Source organism: Flavobacterium anhuiense, assembly GCF_001705175.1.
GTDB lineage: Bacteria > Bacteroidota > Bacteroidia > Flavobacteriales > Flavobacteriaceae > Flavobacterium > Flavobacterium anhuiense.
In genome coordinates, this window is record NZ_CP016907.1 from 1,377,595 (window position 1) to 1,393,525 (window position 15,931).

14 protein-coding genes are annotated in these 15,931 nt (G+C 31.6%); 11 read left to right on the forward strand and 3 right to left on the reverse strand.

Translation table 11 applies throughout. The annotated features are described in order from the left end of the window. Positions 1–62: 62 nt before the first annotated feature. From BB050_RS05795 to rpe, 6 genes are all read left to right on the forward strand, one after another. On the forward strand, positions 63–1,790 hold the full coding sequence (locus BB050_RS05795) for a hypothetical protein (protein ID WP_123906988.1): 1,728 nt from the start codon (positions 63–65) through the stop codon (positions 1,788–1,790). 140 nt (positions 1,791–1,930) lie between these two features. Further along, positions 1,931–3,247, forward strand: a complete 1,317-nt coding sequence (locus tag BB050_RS05800; RefSeq protein WP_066032927.1) for an Lcl C-terminal domain-containing protein — start codon at positions 1,931–1,933, stop codon at positions 3,245–3,247. 55 nt (positions 3,248–3,302) lie between these two features. Continuing rightward, complete coding sequence (locus BB050_RS05805) at positions 3,303–3,854, forward strand: RNA polymerase sigma factor (RefSeq protein ID WP_066032928.1); 552 nt, start codon at positions 3,303–3,305, stop codon at positions 3,852–3,854. Beyond that, positions 3,844–5,418, forward strand: coding sequence for a porin family protein (locus tag BB050_RS05810; RefSeq protein WP_066032929.1), 1,575 nt, complete (start codon positions 3,844–3,846; stop codon positions 5,416–5,418). The genes BB050_RS05805 and BB050_RS05810 overlap by 11 nt, the downstream gene beginning before the upstream one ends. 81 nt (positions 5,419–5,499) lie before the next feature. Continuing rightward, the gene (locus BB050_RS05815; RefSeq protein WP_007804760.1) at positions 5,500–6,363 is read left to right on the forward strand and encodes a sigma-70 family RNA polymerase sigma factor; all 864 of its coding nucleotides are present in this window, start codon (positions 5,500–5,502) and stop codon (positions 6,361–6,363) included. Between the two features lie 357 nt (positions 6,364–6,720). After that, positions 6,721–7,383, forward strand: coding sequence for a ribulose-phosphate 3-epimerase (rpe, locus tag BB050_RS05820; RefSeq protein WP_066032930.1), 663 nt, complete (start codon positions 6,721–6,723; stop codon positions 7,381–7,383). Here the strand turns inward: rpe and BB050_RS05825 are convergent. Continuing rightward, positions 7,360–8,145 carry a DNA/RNA non-specific endonuclease gene (locus tag BB050_RS05825; protein WP_236940424.1) on the reverse strand — a complete coding sequence of 262 codons (786 nt, stop codon included), beginning with the start codon at positions 8,143–8,145 and terminating at the stop codon, positions 7,360–7,362. The genes rpe and BB050_RS05825 overlap by 24 nt on opposite strands. Before the next feature lie 92 nt (positions 8,146–8,237). Beyond that, positions 8,238–10,421 (reverse strand): carboxy terminal-processing peptidase, encoded by a 2,184-nt coding sequence (locus BB050_RS05830; RefSeq protein WP_008466486.1) that lies wholly within the window; start codon positions 10,419–10,421, stop codon positions 8,238–8,240. Between the two features lie 212 nt (positions 10,422–10,633). Here BB050_RS05830 and surE point away from each other — a divergent pair, with 212 nt between their 5' ends. The 5 genes from surE to BB050_RS05855 all read left to right on the forward strand — a co-directional run bounded on the left by surE (position 10,634) and on the right by BB050_RS05855 (position 15,437). Beyond that, positions 10,634–11,413 carry a 5'/3'-nucleotidase SurE gene (surE, locus tag BB050_RS05835; protein WP_008466485.1) on the forward strand — a complete coding sequence of 260 codons (780 nt, stop codon included), beginning with the start codon at positions 10,634–10,636 and terminating at the stop codon, positions 11,411–11,413. Continuing rightward, positions 11,406–11,675: a hypothetical protein gene (locus BB050_RS05840; RefSeq protein WP_008466484.1), complete on the forward strand. Its 270-nt coding sequence runs from the start codon at positions 11,406–11,408 to the stop codon at positions 11,673–11,675. Before surE ends, BB050_RS05840 begins: the two co-directional genes overlap by 8 nt. A 66-nt stretch (positions 11,676–11,741) precedes the next feature. Then, positions 11,742–12,863 (forward strand): lipid-A-disaccharide synthase, encoded by a 1,122-nt coding sequence (gene lpxB / locus BB050_RS05845; protein ID WP_066032932.1) that lies wholly within the window; start codon positions 11,742–11,744, stop codon positions 12,861–12,863. Positions 12,864–12,869: 6 nt separating this feature from the next. Beyond that, a complete protein-coding gene (locus tag BB050_RS05850) occupies positions 12,870–13,355 on the forward strand; it encodes a C40 family peptidase (protein ID WP_066032933.1) in 486 nt (161 codons plus the stop codon). A 51-nt stretch (positions 13,356–13,406) separates the two neighbouring features. Next, on the forward strand, positions 13,407–15,437 hold the full coding sequence (locus BB050_RS05855; RefSeq protein ID WP_066032934.1) for a ComEC/Rec2 family competence protein: 2,031 nt from the start codon (positions 13,407–13,409) through the stop codon (positions 15,435–15,437). A gap of 2 nt (positions 15,438–15,439) precedes the next feature. Here BB050_RS05855 and BB050_RS05860 read toward each other — a convergent pair whose 3' ends face one another. Next, positions 15,440–15,838, reverse strand: a complete 399-nt coding sequence (locus BB050_RS05860) for a thioredoxin domain-containing protein (protein WP_008466480.1) — start codon at positions 15,836–15,838, stop codon at positions 15,440–15,442. Between the last annotated feature and the right edge of the window lie 93 nt (positions 15,839–15,931).

A 15,931-nucleotide genomic window follows, 5' to 3' on the forward strand; every position in this document is an offset into this window, starting at 1 on the left:
AACACTTTTCAATATATAATCAGAGTAATATTCTAGGCAGAATTAAAAATTGGATGCTTTTGATGATTTTATTTATTCAAAGCCTATTTATCTATGGTCAAAATTCACAAAACAAAAATGGCATACCAACCATTTCAACGCAAGAAACTATTTTTCTTTATTCGAACACAACTAGTTTTTTGACTGGAGAAACCTTGTATTTTAAATTATATTGCTTAAATCCTTTAAACAATACAATCAGCCAAATCAGTAAAATTGCTTATGTTGAATTAATTGACAGCGAGAAAAAATCGCTTCAAAAGAATAAAATTTACCTTGATAACGGAATTGGAACTGGAGAATATTTTATTCCAACAACTTTAAAAACTGGAAATTACAAAGTCGTTGCTTATACAAAATGGATGCTAAACAATCCTAATTCACAAAAGCATGAAATAGATATTTTTATTATTAATCCGTTTCAAACTCAAGAACCGAATGACAATATCACATTTGACCTTGTTAACTCGCAAAATACTGCAACAACTGTTCAAACTATAAATACGAATGCAGTAAATGACAAAAGAATTGATCTTGAATTTGACAAAGAAAGCTATTACACTAGAGAAAAAGTCAATTTAAAAGTAAAGTCCTTAACTAAAACTATTGAGAAGGGAAATTACTCGGTTTCTATTAGAAAAACAGATCAAATTCCAACTTTAAAACAGCTTACTCCAGCAGAATTTGCTATGAAATCTAGAGAAATTTATGTTAATTTTATACCAAACACGTTTACTTATATTCCCGAAGTAAGGTCAGAACTTATTACAGGTTATATAACATCAAGCAGTAATCAAAATCTGGGTAACAAATCGATTGCTTTATCTCTACCTGGAAAAGAATATGTCTTAAAAATTGTAAAGACAAATTCTCAAGGAAAATTTGCGTTTTTAATGGATCAATTTCCTAATTTCTCTAATGCGATTTTACAAGTAATTGATGAGAAAAGAGCTGATTATACAATTAATTTAGATGCTTTTCCAAAATTTGATACATCTTCTTTACGATTCACTTCAAAACTTAATTTATCGCCAGAACTTAAAAAAGACATTGAAGAAAGGTCTACAGCAAGTCAAATTCAAAATGCTTATTATCAAATTAAAAAAGATAGTTTGGTTACAGAGGCCGTTATGAATCCTTTTTTTACTACAATTGAAAAATCATATGTTTTAGACGATTACACTCGATTTCCAACTTTAAAAGAAAATATTGTAGAAGTTCTTGTTGAACTTTATTACAGAAGAAATAACGGAAAATATGAACTTCATATTAGAAATGACCAAAAAGACCTCGAAATGTATGGCCCGCCGATGGTACTTGTTGATGGTTTGTTAATTCAGGATCCAAGTGATCTTTTTGAATACAATATGGGGAATGTAAACAGAGTAAGTCTAATTTCTGAACCTTACGTTTATGGTCCAAATCTCTATGGAGGCTTGATTAGTTTCGAAACTAAAAACAATGAATTTTCAGAGAATTATGCGAAAAAGTATTTAAAAACTATGGAAATTCAACGTCCAAATCCTCAGAAAGTATACAACAATCCAGATTATGCCGCTGGAAATAAATTACAACGAATTCCAGATTACAGATATCAATTGTTATGGAAACCAGATATAAAACTTAGCACGGGAGAAGATAATTTGTCGTTTTATACTTCTGACCTTAAAGGAAATTTTGAAGTCATTTTAGAAGGCTTTACTGACAATGGACAGCCAATTTATGTTTCTAAAAATATTGCGGTAAAATAATTATTCTTCATTTATAACAATTCTAAGCCTTGATCAAATTATTTTTTGAGTCAAGGCTTAATTTTTTTATTGAATTTGTACGCAACCTTTTTAACTTCTTGTGACTATTATTTAGAACCGAATTTAAAAAGTCAGATACAATGGAAAACTTTTCGAAAATAGCCACAGCACTTCTACTATTCATTTTTATTGTTTACGGATGTGAGTTTCAAGATAATCCACATGAAGCAACTAATCTAGAAACTGGAGAATTTGGAAAATTAATTAAAAAAGATTCCGAATTATACAATACATTAGAAAACACAACTTCTGACAAGGCACTTGAAGAAGGAGAAACACCTCCATGTGTAGAATTTATTTATCCTTTAGCCTTAAAGGTTTATGACAGCAATAGGAATCCTATTGGCGTACAATATATAATGAGCGATAATCAATTCAGTAAAATTTTAGAGAATCTTTCTTCTGATCAATCTTTAAGCATAAGCTATCCTATTTCAACAACTTTAGCAGATAGTACCGTATATTCTGTAAATAACAATTCTGAACTGGACATTGCTCTCAAAAACTGCACTAGAGAAGACATTATAGTATATTGTAACGGAATTATTGCTCCGCCTCTGGATAAACCATTAGATTATTATTGGAGAGTATCTTACTCTCAAATCAATGAAAACACTTATTTAAGTGGTCGATTTTTGATAAGCTCAGATGGAACTTTAGTTTTTTATTTTAATAATCAAGAATACAACGGAACATGGTTCTTCTTATTTGTCGATGATAAATTACATCTAAATATAAAGCTGGATGGCGAATCTGAATTAGCTAAATCTTGGAGCATTGATGGCGAAGTTGAAATGGGAGGCACAAACATGACCATAAAAATTTTGAATAAAAAAATAAAACTAGAACTCCTCTATGAGACTAAATATCCATACAAAATTGGCAGTGCTGGACCAGCAAATGGAATTGTTTTTTATGACAAAGGTCAGTATAGTTTTGGGTGGCGTTATATAGAGGTTGCAACAAAAGATTTAAAAGATTTAGAATGGGGGTGCGTGGCTTCATCTATATCAAAAGCGAGAAATAACGAAATTGGAAGTGGTTATTACAATACAGCACAAATTGTAATTTATCATGATAATTTAACCAATTATTACGCAAATCCAATGGTTTGCAGCAATTTAAATAACGGAACTCTTTTGGCTAAAGATGCTCTACTATTTAATCAAGGTATTTATAATGATTGGTTTTTACCATCATATAATGAATTAGAACTAATATATAAAAACCTACATATAAAAAACTTAGGCAACCTTACAGAGTCAATTTATTGGAGTTCTACAGAAATTGATCAAAACACAGTTGCGACAATTAATTTTAAAACAGGAGAAAAAACTTTTACATCAAAAATTCCTGGAAAAAGCAATACCAAAGCTAGAGTTATAAGATATTTTTAGTTTATCTAAAAGGATTTTGATTCTTATATTTAAAACAATATAAAACGTTTCATTTTTGAATTTAGACCAAATCATAAAAGGCTGCATTAAGCAAAACCGAAAATCACAAGAAGAACTTTATAATCTCTATTATAAAAGTCTTTTTTTGATCAGTCTAAAATACTGCCAAAATGATTCTGAAGCTGAAGACAATCTCCACGATGCTTTTATTGAGATATACACCAATATTAAAAACTTTAAAGCAACAGGAAGTTTTGAAGGATGGATGAAACGGATTTTAATAAATAAGGCAATCAGCAGATATAAAAAATCCTTTTTCCTCACATCAATTAAAGATGATAATATTCCTGAGATAATGATAACTGATACTGAAATGGATTATCCTATTGATTATTTATTGTCATTAATACAAGAGTTACCACATCAATATCGGCTGATTTTTAACCTCTATGAACTTGATGAATACAGCCACAAAGAAATTGCCGAAATGCTTTCTATAAGCGAAAGCACATCAAAATCGAATTTGCATAGGGCAAAATCAATTCTAAAGGAAAAGATCACTTCAAAAAAGTCATTCCATAATTATAAAGGAAGCCATGGAAAATAGAAAAGAAATAGGTAAAATATTTAAAGACAAATTAGAGCTTTTGGACAAAAGTCCGAGCAATAATTTATGGGCCTCAATTGAAAGTGATTTAAATAAAAAAAGAAAAAGACGCCTTTTATTCTGGCTTATTCCAAGTTTAGTATTAATGGGGCTTGCAAGCTCAGTTTTCATTTTAGAAGTAAAGCCAAATCAAAATAAACCATTAGATATTGAAAAAGATAAAGCCGTTATCAATAAATTAGAGACAACAAATGATCCAAAACAACCTTTGGTAATTAAAAACAATACATTGCAAGATTCTGTAAACAAAACAATTTATACAACGAAACCAATCGCAAAAAAAACAGTTGAAAACTCAAGTGAAACCAAAACAACTATTAAAAAAAACAGGACAGAAAAACTAATCAAACAATCTTCAAAATTGGTGGCCACTACAGACGAATATGAAGAATATGAAGTGGTGAAAAAATATAAAGTAATAATTAGAAAAAATAAAACTGTTACAACTTCTAAAAAATCTAATTCTCTTTTGGAAAAATCAGAAAGGAAACTAAAGAAATCAGATACTCTTATCAAAAAGGCACCTATAATTTCTGAAAAAACAAGCTCTAAAACTACTTCAAAAAAACCAAAAAATAGTATTTCTAAAAATAACATTTCACAAAATAAAATTAAAAACAAGAAACATGTAATTCAAAAAAGAGAGGATGATTCTATTATTTCCAAACAAAATCAGCCAATAAAAACTGAAGGTTCAGAAGAAAGCAATACAAAAACCAGCAAAGAAAATTTAGAAGATTCAGACAATCCGAAAACAATTAAACAAGACAGCATTATTTCTAAACAGAAAAAAAATACAACTCCTAAAAGAGAATATGTTAAGAGAGAATATCCTGAACAAAAAAGTGAAAACGAACCTGAATTTTCAGTTTCTGTTTTTTACGGCCCAGCAATTTTTGGTTCATCATCAGGAAAATCAACAATAAATGAATCTTTAAATGATGTATCAAAAAGCCATCCGATAACTTCTCATTACGGGGTTTACTTCAAAACTATGCATGGAAAATATGGTTTCAAAGCTGGTATTTCTAAAATAAATTTGAAAATATCTAATCATCTAAATAATCAATCGGAAATTAATTATGAGAATATGGTTTTGGCTAATAACGATATTTATGAAGTTATGGGTAATGATGAGGATATTCAGCTAGTACAAAAAATATCCTATTATGAAATTCCTTTAGAATTCAATTATGCCATTAAAAAAGATGGAACTCCATATGGAATCGAAGCTTTTAGCGGATTCAGCGTATTGTTTTCTGATGTAAATCAGCTTTATCTTTCTTCAAATAATTTGAAAACCAAAGAAATTGGCTCCACTAAAAACTTAAATAAAATGAATTTATCATTTAATTTAGGAATGGGGTTTTATTATAAATTAAATGATAAATTTCAATTGGATCTAAATCCGATTTTTAAATATTATTTAAAAACTTTTAAAGATTACAGCGCGCCAAAACCTTATAGTTTGTCAATTCAATCTGGGGCTACATATAAATTTTAAAAAAATAAAAAATTTTGTAACTTTTTCGATACTCCTTACGTATAACCATTTGTACACTTTAAAAAATAGGGAGACAACAACATGAGACAACTTAAAATCACCAAGCAGGTAACTAATCGTGAAACTGCATCGTTAGATAAATATCTACAAGAAATTGGAAAAGTTGACCTAATTACCGCTGATGAAGAGGTAGAATTAGCACAAAGAATAAAGGCTGGTGATCAAAGAGCTTTAGAAAAACTAACAAAAGCCAACCTACGTTTCGTAGTATCTGTGGCTAAACAATATCAAAATCAAGGATTAACTCTTCCTGACTTAATTAATGAAGGAAACTTAGGTTTAATTAAAGCCGCTCAACGTTTTGATGAAACTCGTGGTTTTAAATTCATTTCTTACGCTGTATGGTGGATTCGTCAATCGATTCTTCAAGCTTTAGCTGAACAATCTCGTATTGTACGTTTACCATTAAATAAAATTGGTTCTATCAATAAAATCAACAAAATGTACGCATTATTAGAACAATCTAACGAGCGTCCGCCTTCTGCTGAGGAAATTGCAAAAGAACTTGACATGACTGTAAACGACGTAAAAGAGTCTATGAAAAACTCTGGACGTCACCTATCAATGGATGCTCCACTTGTGGAAGGAGAAGATTCTAACCTTTATGACGTATTACGTTCTGGCGAATCTCCAAATCCAGACAGAGAATTAATTCACGAATCTCTTCGTACTGAAATCGAACGTTCTTTAGAAACATTAACTCCAAGAGAGGCAGATGTTGTTCGTTTATATTTCGGTCTTGGCGACCAACACCCGATGACTCTTGAAGAAATTGGAGAAACTTTCGACCTTACTCGTGAGCGTGTTCGTCAAATTAAAGAAAAAGCAATCCGTAGATTGAAACACACTTCTAGAAGTAAAATCCTTAAAACTTACTTAGGATAAGACAATATTTGTTTCAAGTTTAAAGTTTCAGGTTGCTTTGTAACTTGAAACATAAAACATGAAACCTTTGTACCGCAAACAACAGTTTGATTGACTGTTCGTTTTTTGATTGATGATTGAAACTCCGGCTGATTACCGGAGTTTTTTATTTTTTCTTTGAACGTTTTTTACCGCAAAGCACGCTAAGAATTACGCAAAGTTCGCTAAGTTTTTTTAAGATATATTTTTAATAGAATTCAGAAAACACAAAGCTTTGCGAACTTCTCATCCTTAAATAATTTTGCGAACTTTGCGTAATTCTTAGCGTGCTTTGCGTTTAAACTTTATCTTTGTAATAAAACAACACACAACACTACAATGAAAAATACATTTATTGCCCCTTCAGTCCTTGCTGCCGATTTTGGCAATCTGCAACGCGATGTCGAAATGATCAACAACAGTCAGGCTGATTGGTTTCATATCGATATTATGGATGGAGTTTTTGTACCAAACATTTCTTTTGGAATGCCAGTTTTAGAAGCCATTTCAAAACATGCCAAAAAATATATCGATGTCCATTTAATGATTATCGATCCTGACCGTTACATTAAAACTTTTGCTGATTTAGGCGCAAATGGATTGACTGTTCATTATGAAGCTTGCATACATTTACACAGAACACTGCAAGCTATTAAAGCTGAAGGAATGAAAGCAGGCGTAGCCATGAATCCGCATACCAATGTAGATTTATTGGAAGATATTATAAACGATATTGATGTAGTTTGCATTATGAGTGTAAATCCTGGGTTTGGTGGACAATCATTCATCGAAAATACTTATGATAAAGTAAAAAAACTAAAAGCGCTTATAACACGTAAAAATGCTTCAACACTAATCGAAATTGATGGTGGTGTGACCAGCAAAAATGCAAAACAATTAGTAGAAGCGGGCGCAGACGTTTTAGTTGCTGGAAGTTTTGTTTTTAAGGCTGAAAACCCAACAGAAACAATTGCAGATTTAAAAGTTCTTACTGCTTTTTAGGTTTTTAAGATTCGGAAAGAAATCAATTCCAGTCATTTTCTCCAAAGTTTCAATTGGAACTACAAAATCATAAATCGATTGATCACTTTTTTCGTTTGGAACCAAGAAAGCAATTGCTTTATGCTCTTTCCCTGTTTTAGCCAAAACAATTTTATAGAAATATTTAGGAACAGCCACTTTTTCTGTTCCTATTTTTTTATCCGAATCTTTTGCAATCCCGCCAGTTACCACATAAATATCGTTGTATTTTCCTGCCCAATAGCGAGTCTTCTGCTCTATCCTATTCCAAATTCCGGCATTAAAATCTCTTTTCTGAGGAGAAATATTCGAAGTATAAAAAGTGTCATTATAAGCATCTTTGCTGAACTCCATATCCCCTGCAGGACAAAGATGACCTTTATCGTAACCTGATTTTTTATAATTTCTCCAATCTGCAGAACCTGTAGTTACTTTTGGATCTTCTATAAAATAGGGACGTTTATAATCATTATTTTTTAAATATTCCTTTTTCAATTCGTAAGCTACCCACTCTGCCTGCTCAAACTTTTCATTGTAAGAAAGCGTATAATATTGATGCTTTACAATCTGTTTGGTTGTTGAAGTCGGGAGATAAGCAGTGGTATATAGAGAATCTCCATAAGTAGAATTTCCTTTAAAAGAAACAATTTCATTACTATTTATTTCTTGAGTATTTTTTACATTTTCTTTTTTACATGACAGTAATGCAAAACCTAGTAAAATCAAACCAAAACAACCTTTCATATTTTTATTTTTAAAAGCTAAACTTACAAAAAAACGCTCCATAAATTCAAAATTTATAGAGCGTTTTTAAACAAATTAAATTCTATTCGAACTTAAGACTTCACTAGTTTATCCTTTTTCATTTTAGGATTAACTGTATTTTTTACCAAACTTTTCGTTTGCAAATCATCCAATACATTTAAAGCTTCTTCTACATAAACATCTTTAGATAATGCTTGATGCCATGCTTCTCTTTTCTCTTTTAAAGAAGCGTCAGCTTTCATTTCTTCTTCTTCATAAGGAAGCGATTTAAAAATCAGATTGTTTTTGTAATCAGAAATTGGTTTATATTTTTTTCCTTCGTTTTCAACTTGTTCCTGAGTCTCTTTAAAACTCTTAATATTCAAACTATAAACATTTTCTTTATTCTTGACATCGATCCATTTTGCATTATCATCAATTAATTTGAATTGAGGATTTTGTGCAATTCTGTTTCTACTGTTATTGATAGCTTTAGTAAAGTTTTCATTAGAAGTCCAAGTACTATAATCAGCTGGATCAATTTTATCCCAAGGCATTGCATTATCAATATCTCTCTCACCCATTTTCAAGTAAGCATAACGATCTGGCATTACAACATCACTATGAACTCCTTCTAGCTGAGTAGAACCACCATTAATTCTATAAAACTTCTGCCCTGTAATTTTCAATGCTCCAAGATCTCCATAATTTGCGTTACGCACAAATTGATTTAAATCAAGTACATTTTGTACAGTTCCTTTTCCATAAGTTTGTTTGCTTCCGATAATTACACCACGTTTGTAATCTTGAATGGCAGCAGCTAAAATTTCAGACGCCGAAGCAGAAAAACTGTTTACCATGATAACCAATGGACCATCCCATTCGATTTTTTTATCTTTATCATATAAAACTTCTTTCTTTTTACCAGCAGATTTCACCTGAACAATTGGTCCGTCTTCGATAAATAAACCAGCAATATCAACAACTGTAGAAAGAGATCCTCCACCATCATCACGAACGTCAAGTACAATTCCGTTGATGTTTTCTTTTTTCAATCTTTCTACTTCACGAGCAATATCTTTTCCTGCATCACGTCCGTCTTTATTTTCAAAGTCGATATAGAATTTAGGAAGATAAATTACTCCATATTTCAAGCCGTTTTTCTCAACAACACTAGATTTTGCATACGTTTCTTCAATTTCAACAACATCACGAATGATAGAAATTACTTTAATAGAACCATCAACTTTTTTAACTGTCAGTTTTACTTCAGTTCCTTTATGACCTTTAATTTTTTTCACGACATCATCCAAACGCATACCCACAACATCCACAGGCTCCTCATTTCCTTGAGCAACTTTCAAGATTAAATCACCAGCCTCAAGCTGTTTTCCTTTCCAAGCTGGACCTCCAGAAATTAACTCGTCAATTTGAGTAAAATCATTTTTCTTAGTCAAACGAGCTCCAATACCTTCTAGTTTTCCACTAATATTTACATCAAAACGATCTTTTTCTTCTGGTGCAAAATAACTTGTATGCGGGTCAAAACGAGCCATAATCGAATTCAAATACACAGAAAACCAGTATTCTCTATTCAAATCTTTAATTACACCAAAATTATCATCTAGCGATTTTAAAGAGCTTTCGCGAGTTTCTTTTTCTAAAGTTTCAAAAGATTTCTCTTTGTAAGCTGGGTCTTTTTTCTTCTTTTCTTCTTCAATTTTTTGTTTGGTCACTAAAGAAGAAAGAGTCGATAATTTAATTTGTTTTCTCCATCTTTCATTAAGCTCCGTTAAGTTTTTTGCATACGGAATGTGCTCATAATCTGCATTAAAAGTCTCGTCAACATTATAATTAAAAGGCTGAGCTAAAATCGTTTTATAACGTTTTTTACTTTCCTCCATACGCTTCATCAACCTGGTATAAGTAAGGTTAAAGAAAGTAATATCTTTATTCAAAAATTGATCATCAAGCATTAATTCATATTGCTTGAACTCGTCAATATCTGACTGAAGGAAAAATCTTTTTGAAGGGTCTAGAGCGTCAATATAATCCTTAAAAATGCCTTTTGAAAATTCATCATTTATTTCTGCTGGACTATAATGCCCTTTTTCAATAACAAATGCTAATAATTCTAAAAGTGTCTTGTCTCTATTTGGATCTGGGTCGATTGTCCTATCGGCATTCATCTTAAATGCAAACAAGGTAAGCGATAAGCACAATACGGCTATGAGTATCTTATAATTTCTTTTCATAAACTTTATAATAGCATTCATCAATTTTTTTATCTAAGTTACGTTAAAAACTATGCCACGAGAGCTAACGCTTCGATAATTTTTTGTTAAAGATATAAAAATGTTTAATTCGCAAAAAAGTTCTTTACCTTAGTTGACAAATTTTACACTATTTGTGACTTATCGCAAATAATTGTGATTAATTTTGTTCTTAAAATCCTACAATTGTTAAATCTACACATAATATTTATTAAATGAAAGCTGAGAAACCACTAATATTAGTGACTAACGATGATGGTATTTTGGCTCCCGGAATTAGAGCCCTTATTAGCGTTATGGAAACCATAGGCGATGTCATCGTTGTTGCGCCAGACAAACCTCAAAGCGCAATGGGGCACGCCATCACAGTCAACAATACCTTATTTATAGATAAAATTTCGAAAGACGATGACACAATTGCAGAATACAGCTGTTCTGGAACTCCTGTGGATTGCGTTAAATTGGCAGTAAACGAAATCTTAAAACGCAAACCAGATTTATGCGTTTCAGGAATCAACCATGGATCAAATTCTTCTATCAATGTCATTTATTCTGGAACCATGAGTGCAGCTGTCGAAGCTGGAATAGAAGGCATTCAGGCTATAGGATTTTCTCTTTTAGATTTTGATTGGAACGCTGATTTTGAGCCGATCAAATCTTTTGTAAAAAAAATTGCTTTAGAAACTCTGGCTAATAAACTACCTCCGGGAGTAGTTTTAAACGTCAACTTTCCAAAATTAAAAGAATCTGAAATTAAAGGAATTAAAGTTTGTCGTCAAGCGAAAGCTTATTATGCGCAGAAATTTGACAAAAGACAAACTCCCTTCGGAAAAGATTATTACTGGCTTGCGGGCAAATTTGTAAACGAAGACAAAGGCGAAGATACCGACGAATGGGCTTTGGCAAACGGATATATTTCAGTGGTTCCGGTACAATTTGACTTGACTGCCCATCACTCTATTCAGCAACTTAATACTTGGAAATTAAATGACTAAAGAAATACTAATCGGTTTTTTAATCGGAATTTTTACGGCTCTTCTGGGAAGCTATCTGTTCATTACATTTTTTACCACATTTGACATTTCATCAGGATTTAAAATGATTCGAGAATACGGATATCTCGGAAAAATAATTACCATAGGAACACTTTTAGACCTTGGTGTATTTGCTATTCTTTTAAAAAGAAACAAAGAATACATGGCTCGAGGTGTGATTTTAGCCGTGATTGTATTGGCAATTTCGACATTAGTTATTTAAATCTTATCTTTGCGAGGTTAGCGCTTTCGCGGATTTACAACTTAGCACATTTACAAAAAAACCAACATGAAGTATTACATAATTGCAGGAGAAGCCTCTGGAGATTTACATGGTTCAAATTTAATGAAGGCATTATATGTTGAAGATCCCGAAGCAGAAATTAGATTTTGGGGCGGAGATTTAATGCAAAAAGCAGGTGGAACTCTGGTAAAACATTATCGCGACTTGGCTTTTATGGGCTTTATTGAAGTGGTTTTCAATTTAAAAACCATTTTAAACAATATTAAAATCTGCAAAAAAGACATCACGGAGTTTAAACCAGATGTGATCATTTTTATTGATTACCCGGGTTTTAATATGCGTATTGCAAAATGGGCAAAAGAATTAGGCTATAAAACACATTATTATATTTCTCCTCAAATTTGGGCTTGGAAAGAAAACCGAATTAAAGCGATCAAGCAAGACGTCGATAAGATGTACGTAATATTGCCTTTTGAGAAAAGCTTTTACGAAGACAAACATCATTTCCCTGTAGATTTCGTTGGGCATCCGCTTATCGATGCGATTCAGAATCAGCCAGCCTTTGATGAAGCTTTATTTAGAAAAGAAAATAATCTAGGCGAAAAACCAATCATTGCAGTTTTACCTGGAAGCCGCAAACAAGAAATTACCAAAATGCTGAGTGTAATGCTGAGCGTTGTTGATGATTTTCAGGATTACGAATTTGTTATTGCTGGAGCTCCAAGTCAGGAATACGAATTTTATCAGCAATTCTTAAAAAATAAAAACATTGCATTTGTTTCCAATAAAACGTACGATTTGCTTCGTTCTTCGACAGCCGCTTTGGTAACTTCTGGAACGGCGACTCTTGAAACAGCTCTTTTTAAAGTCCCTGAAGTTGTTTGCTATAAAGGAAGTGAAGTTTCATATCAGATTGCAAAACGCATTATCACTTTAAAATATATTTCTCTTGTCAATTTGATTATGGATCAGGAAGTTGTGACGGAATTAATTCAGGAAGATTGTAATAAAAAACGAATTAAAGAAGAGCTCCAAAAATTATTAGAGCCTGACTATCGCAATAAAGTGCTGCAAAATTACGATATATTAGAACAAAAATTAGGCGGAGTTGGCGCAAGTAAGAATACAGCGAAACTCATTGTTGCCGATTTAAAACAAACTAATTAATCTATTTTGAAAAGAATACTCCTTTTTCTGCTTTTAGCAATTGCTTTTACTTCTTGTAAATCAACTTCTTCTGTTGCAAACAAAAACGAATCTAAAAAAGAAAACAGATCGTTGGTAAATAATTTAATTGAAAAAGCAACAGACAATATTGGCGTGCGCTACAAAGCTGGAGGAACTACAAAAAACGGATTTGATTGTTCCGGATTGGTTTATACTACATTTGAAAGTGAAAATATACAACTTCCGAGAAGTTCTTATGAGCAAGCAAAAATTGGAAAAGTAATTCCATTAAACGATGCCCGAAAAGGCGATCTAATCTTCTTTAAAACCAATAAAAGCAGACAAATTAACCATGTCGGATTAATTACAGAAGCCAATTCTGATGAAGTAAAATTTGTACATTCGTCAACCTCAAAAGGAGTTATTATTTCTTCTACCAAAGAGCCTTACTACAAGAATTCTTTCGAACAGGTAAATAGAGTCATTCCTTAAAAATTCATTTTATTTATTATTTTTCTTACAAATATTTAATACTTTTATGCCATGAAAGTATTAGATTTTCCGTTAGTAAAAATCACACTTGCGTTTATTCTTGGCATAATCGCTTCTTATTACCTGCATTTTTCTATTTCGATTATTGCCTTTTGGGTTTCAGTTAGCTTTATAGCATTTTGTGGTGCTTTCTTTTGGAATTTAAAGCATAATAATAAATCTATTTTATTTGGAAACACCTGTTATGTTTTGTCTTTCTTTATTGGAGCATTGACACTTTTATGCCACACACAAAGTCTTCAAAAAAGCAATTACACGCATTGTAAAATAGCTTTCAAAAATCCCGAATTTATCACATTAACTTTAAGAGAAAAATTAAAGAGCAACGATTATAGTGATCGTTACATTGGTCTTGTGAAAACAATATCAGGAAAAGCTTATTCGGGAAAAATAATTGTAAACGTTCAGAAAGACAGCATTCGAAACCCATTAATTGTAGGGAGTAGTATTAAAATTCAAACCATTTTAAAGCAAAACAAACCCAGTAAAAATCCGAATCAGTTTGATTACAGCAAATATTTAGCAGACAAACAAATCTACGCTCAGATCTATTGCCAGAAAAAAGAAATTTCGGTCAGCAAAACGATTCAAAAAGACATTTGGTATTATTGCGCACAATTGCATTCCAGAATAATTTCCAATCTTGAAAAATCAAAATTTAATACAGCTGAAATGAATGTTGCTTTGGCTTTAATTTTAGGGCAGCAGCAAGAGATTTCACAAGATATTATCCAAGATTATCAATATTCTGGAGCTACGCATATTTTATCTGTTTCGGGGCTTCATGTGGGCTTTATAATGCTTTTCATCACTTTCATTTTAAAACCTATTCCCAACACAAGAAAAGGCTCTTTTTTAAAACTGACTTCAATTCTAATTTCTTTAACAGGTTTTGCCATAATTTCTGGTTTATCTCCTTCCGTTTTGAGATCCGTAGTTATGTTCTCTTTTGTTGCAATTGGAAGTCATTTACGCCAAAACGGCAATATCTATCATACTTTACTAGTTTCTATTTTATTGATTTTACTTTTTGAACCCTATTTCTTATTTGATGTCGGTTTTCAATTAAGTTACATCGCATTATTTTTTATACTTTGGCTACATCCCATTTTAAAAAACATCTATAAACCGAAATACAAGATAATCATTTACATTTGGGAAGCTCTCACCGTTTCTTTTGCTGCACAAATTGGCACTTTGCCTTTATGCCTTTACTATTTCCATCAATTTCCCGGTTTATTTTTTGTCACAAACATTATTATATTACCTATCTTATCATTCATTATGATTGCAGGAATTGTAGTTATGATTATCGCTATTTTTACAAGTCCGCCATTATTTATGATAATGATTTTTGAGAAAAGCATTTATTTGCTAAATTTCATGATTCATGCAGTTGCTTCTGTCGACTCATTTGTTATTCGAGACATCAGCTTTAATTTATATCACTTGTGGGCATTCTCATTCTTCATAATTTGTACGGTAGTCTGGATTAAAAAACCAAGCTTTAATAAATTGACTTTAGTGCTGGTTTCAATTATCTCAATCCAACTTGCTTTCATTTTTACTAAGGCCGAAACTGAAACCGAAGAGGAGTTAATCGTTTACAATGAAAAAAACAACACGCTTATTTCTGAGCGCTTAGGAAGAAACATAGTACTCTATAGTAGAGATACTATAGATAAAAACATGAATAAAAGAAATATAAATTCTTATCTCGTTGGAAATTCAATTACTTTGTCTAAAATCAAAGAGATTAAAAATGTGCTTTACTTTAAAAATACTAAAATTTTAATAATTGATAGTACTAAAGCTTTCTCAGAAAAAATTCAGCCAGACATTCTAATTATTACCCAAACCTCGAGAATAAATCTAGATCGACTGTTACTGCATATTCATCCAAAAATCGTGATAGCTGACGGTTCGAATTCCAATTCAATTCAGAAATACTGGAGAAACAGCTGTCTTAAAAAAAATATCCCTTTTCATTCAACAAAAGAAAAGGGATACTATCAATTATAATTTTATTCTGGATTTAAAATTGAATTGGATTCAGAAATCCAACTTTTAACGCCAGACCCTGTATAGCCAATAAGTCCTAACTTATTAAAGTTTGTCTTTCCTTTTCTGACCGTTACTTCAGAAAAGCACACTTGAGGAATATCTTCTATACCGAAAGCATTCTTCAACATTAGGTTTTGTTCTTTAACAGCATCAGAAGCTGAAGAATCTGAAAGGTCTAGTTTTACCAATATGACATTTCGCGACCATTCTTCAAAATCTCGGGTAGCAAAAATTTCATTTTGAAGTTGAGGACTTACGCCTTGAGCAGTAAAAAAAATCAATAACGGTTTTCTTTTTTCTGCACTTACGGCTACAGCATCATTAATGTCGGTTTTCCAAATTATATTTTGAGAATTCATACAAAATGGACTTAAAAATAATAGCAGGATGAGTAATTTTTTAGGCATATAATTTAGGGTTTGGTTATGTTAATAAAACTAAAATAACACAAA

Bases quoted from the DNA above. Each gene is read 5' to 3' on its own strand.
- BB050_RS05795 (WP_123906988.1), top strand. From the start codon at position 63: ATGATTTTATTTATTCAAAGCCTATTTATCTATGGTCAAAATTCACAA.
- BB050_RS05800 (WP_066032927.1), top strand. From the start codon at position 1,931: ATGGAAAACTTTTCGAAAATAGCCACAGCACTTCTACTATTCATTTTT.
- BB050_RS05810 (WP_066032929.1), top strand. From the start codon at position 3,844: ATGGAAAATAGAAAAGAAATAGGTAAAATATTTAAAGACAAATTAGAG.
- BB050_RS05815 (WP_007804760.1), top strand. From the start codon at position 5,500: ATGAGACAACTTAAAATCACCAAGCAGGTAACTAATCGTGAAACTGCA.
- rpe (WP_066032930.1), top strand. From the start codon at position 6,721: ATGAAAAATACATTTATTGCCCCTTCAGTCCTTGCTGCCGATTTTGGC.
- BB050_RS05825 (WP_236940424.1), bottom strand. From the start codon at position 8,145: ATGAAAGGTTGTTTTGGTTTGATTTTACTAGGTTTTGCATTACTGTCA.
- BB050_RS05830 (WP_008466486.1), bottom strand. From the start codon at position 10,421: ATGAATGCTATTATAAAGTTTATGAAAAGAAATTATAAGATACTCATA.
- surE (WP_008466485.1), top strand. From the start codon at position 10,634: ATGAAAGCTGAGAAACCACTAATATTAGTGACTAACGATGATGGTATT.
- BB050_RS05840 (WP_008466484.1), top strand. From the start codon at position 11,406: ATGACTAAAGAAATACTAATCGGTTTTTTAATCGGAATTTTTACGGCT.
- lpxB (WP_066032932.1), top strand. From the start codon at position 11,742: ATGAAGTATTACATAATTGCAGGAGAAGCCTCTGGAGATTTACATGGT.
- BB050_RS05855 (WP_066032934.1), top strand. From the start codon at position 13,407: ATGAAAGTATTAGATTTTCCGTTAGTAAAAATCACACTTGCGTTTATT.
- BB050_RS05860 (WP_008466480.1), bottom strand. From the start codon at position 15,838: ATGAATTCTCAAAATATAATTTGGAAAACCGACATTAATGATGCTGTA.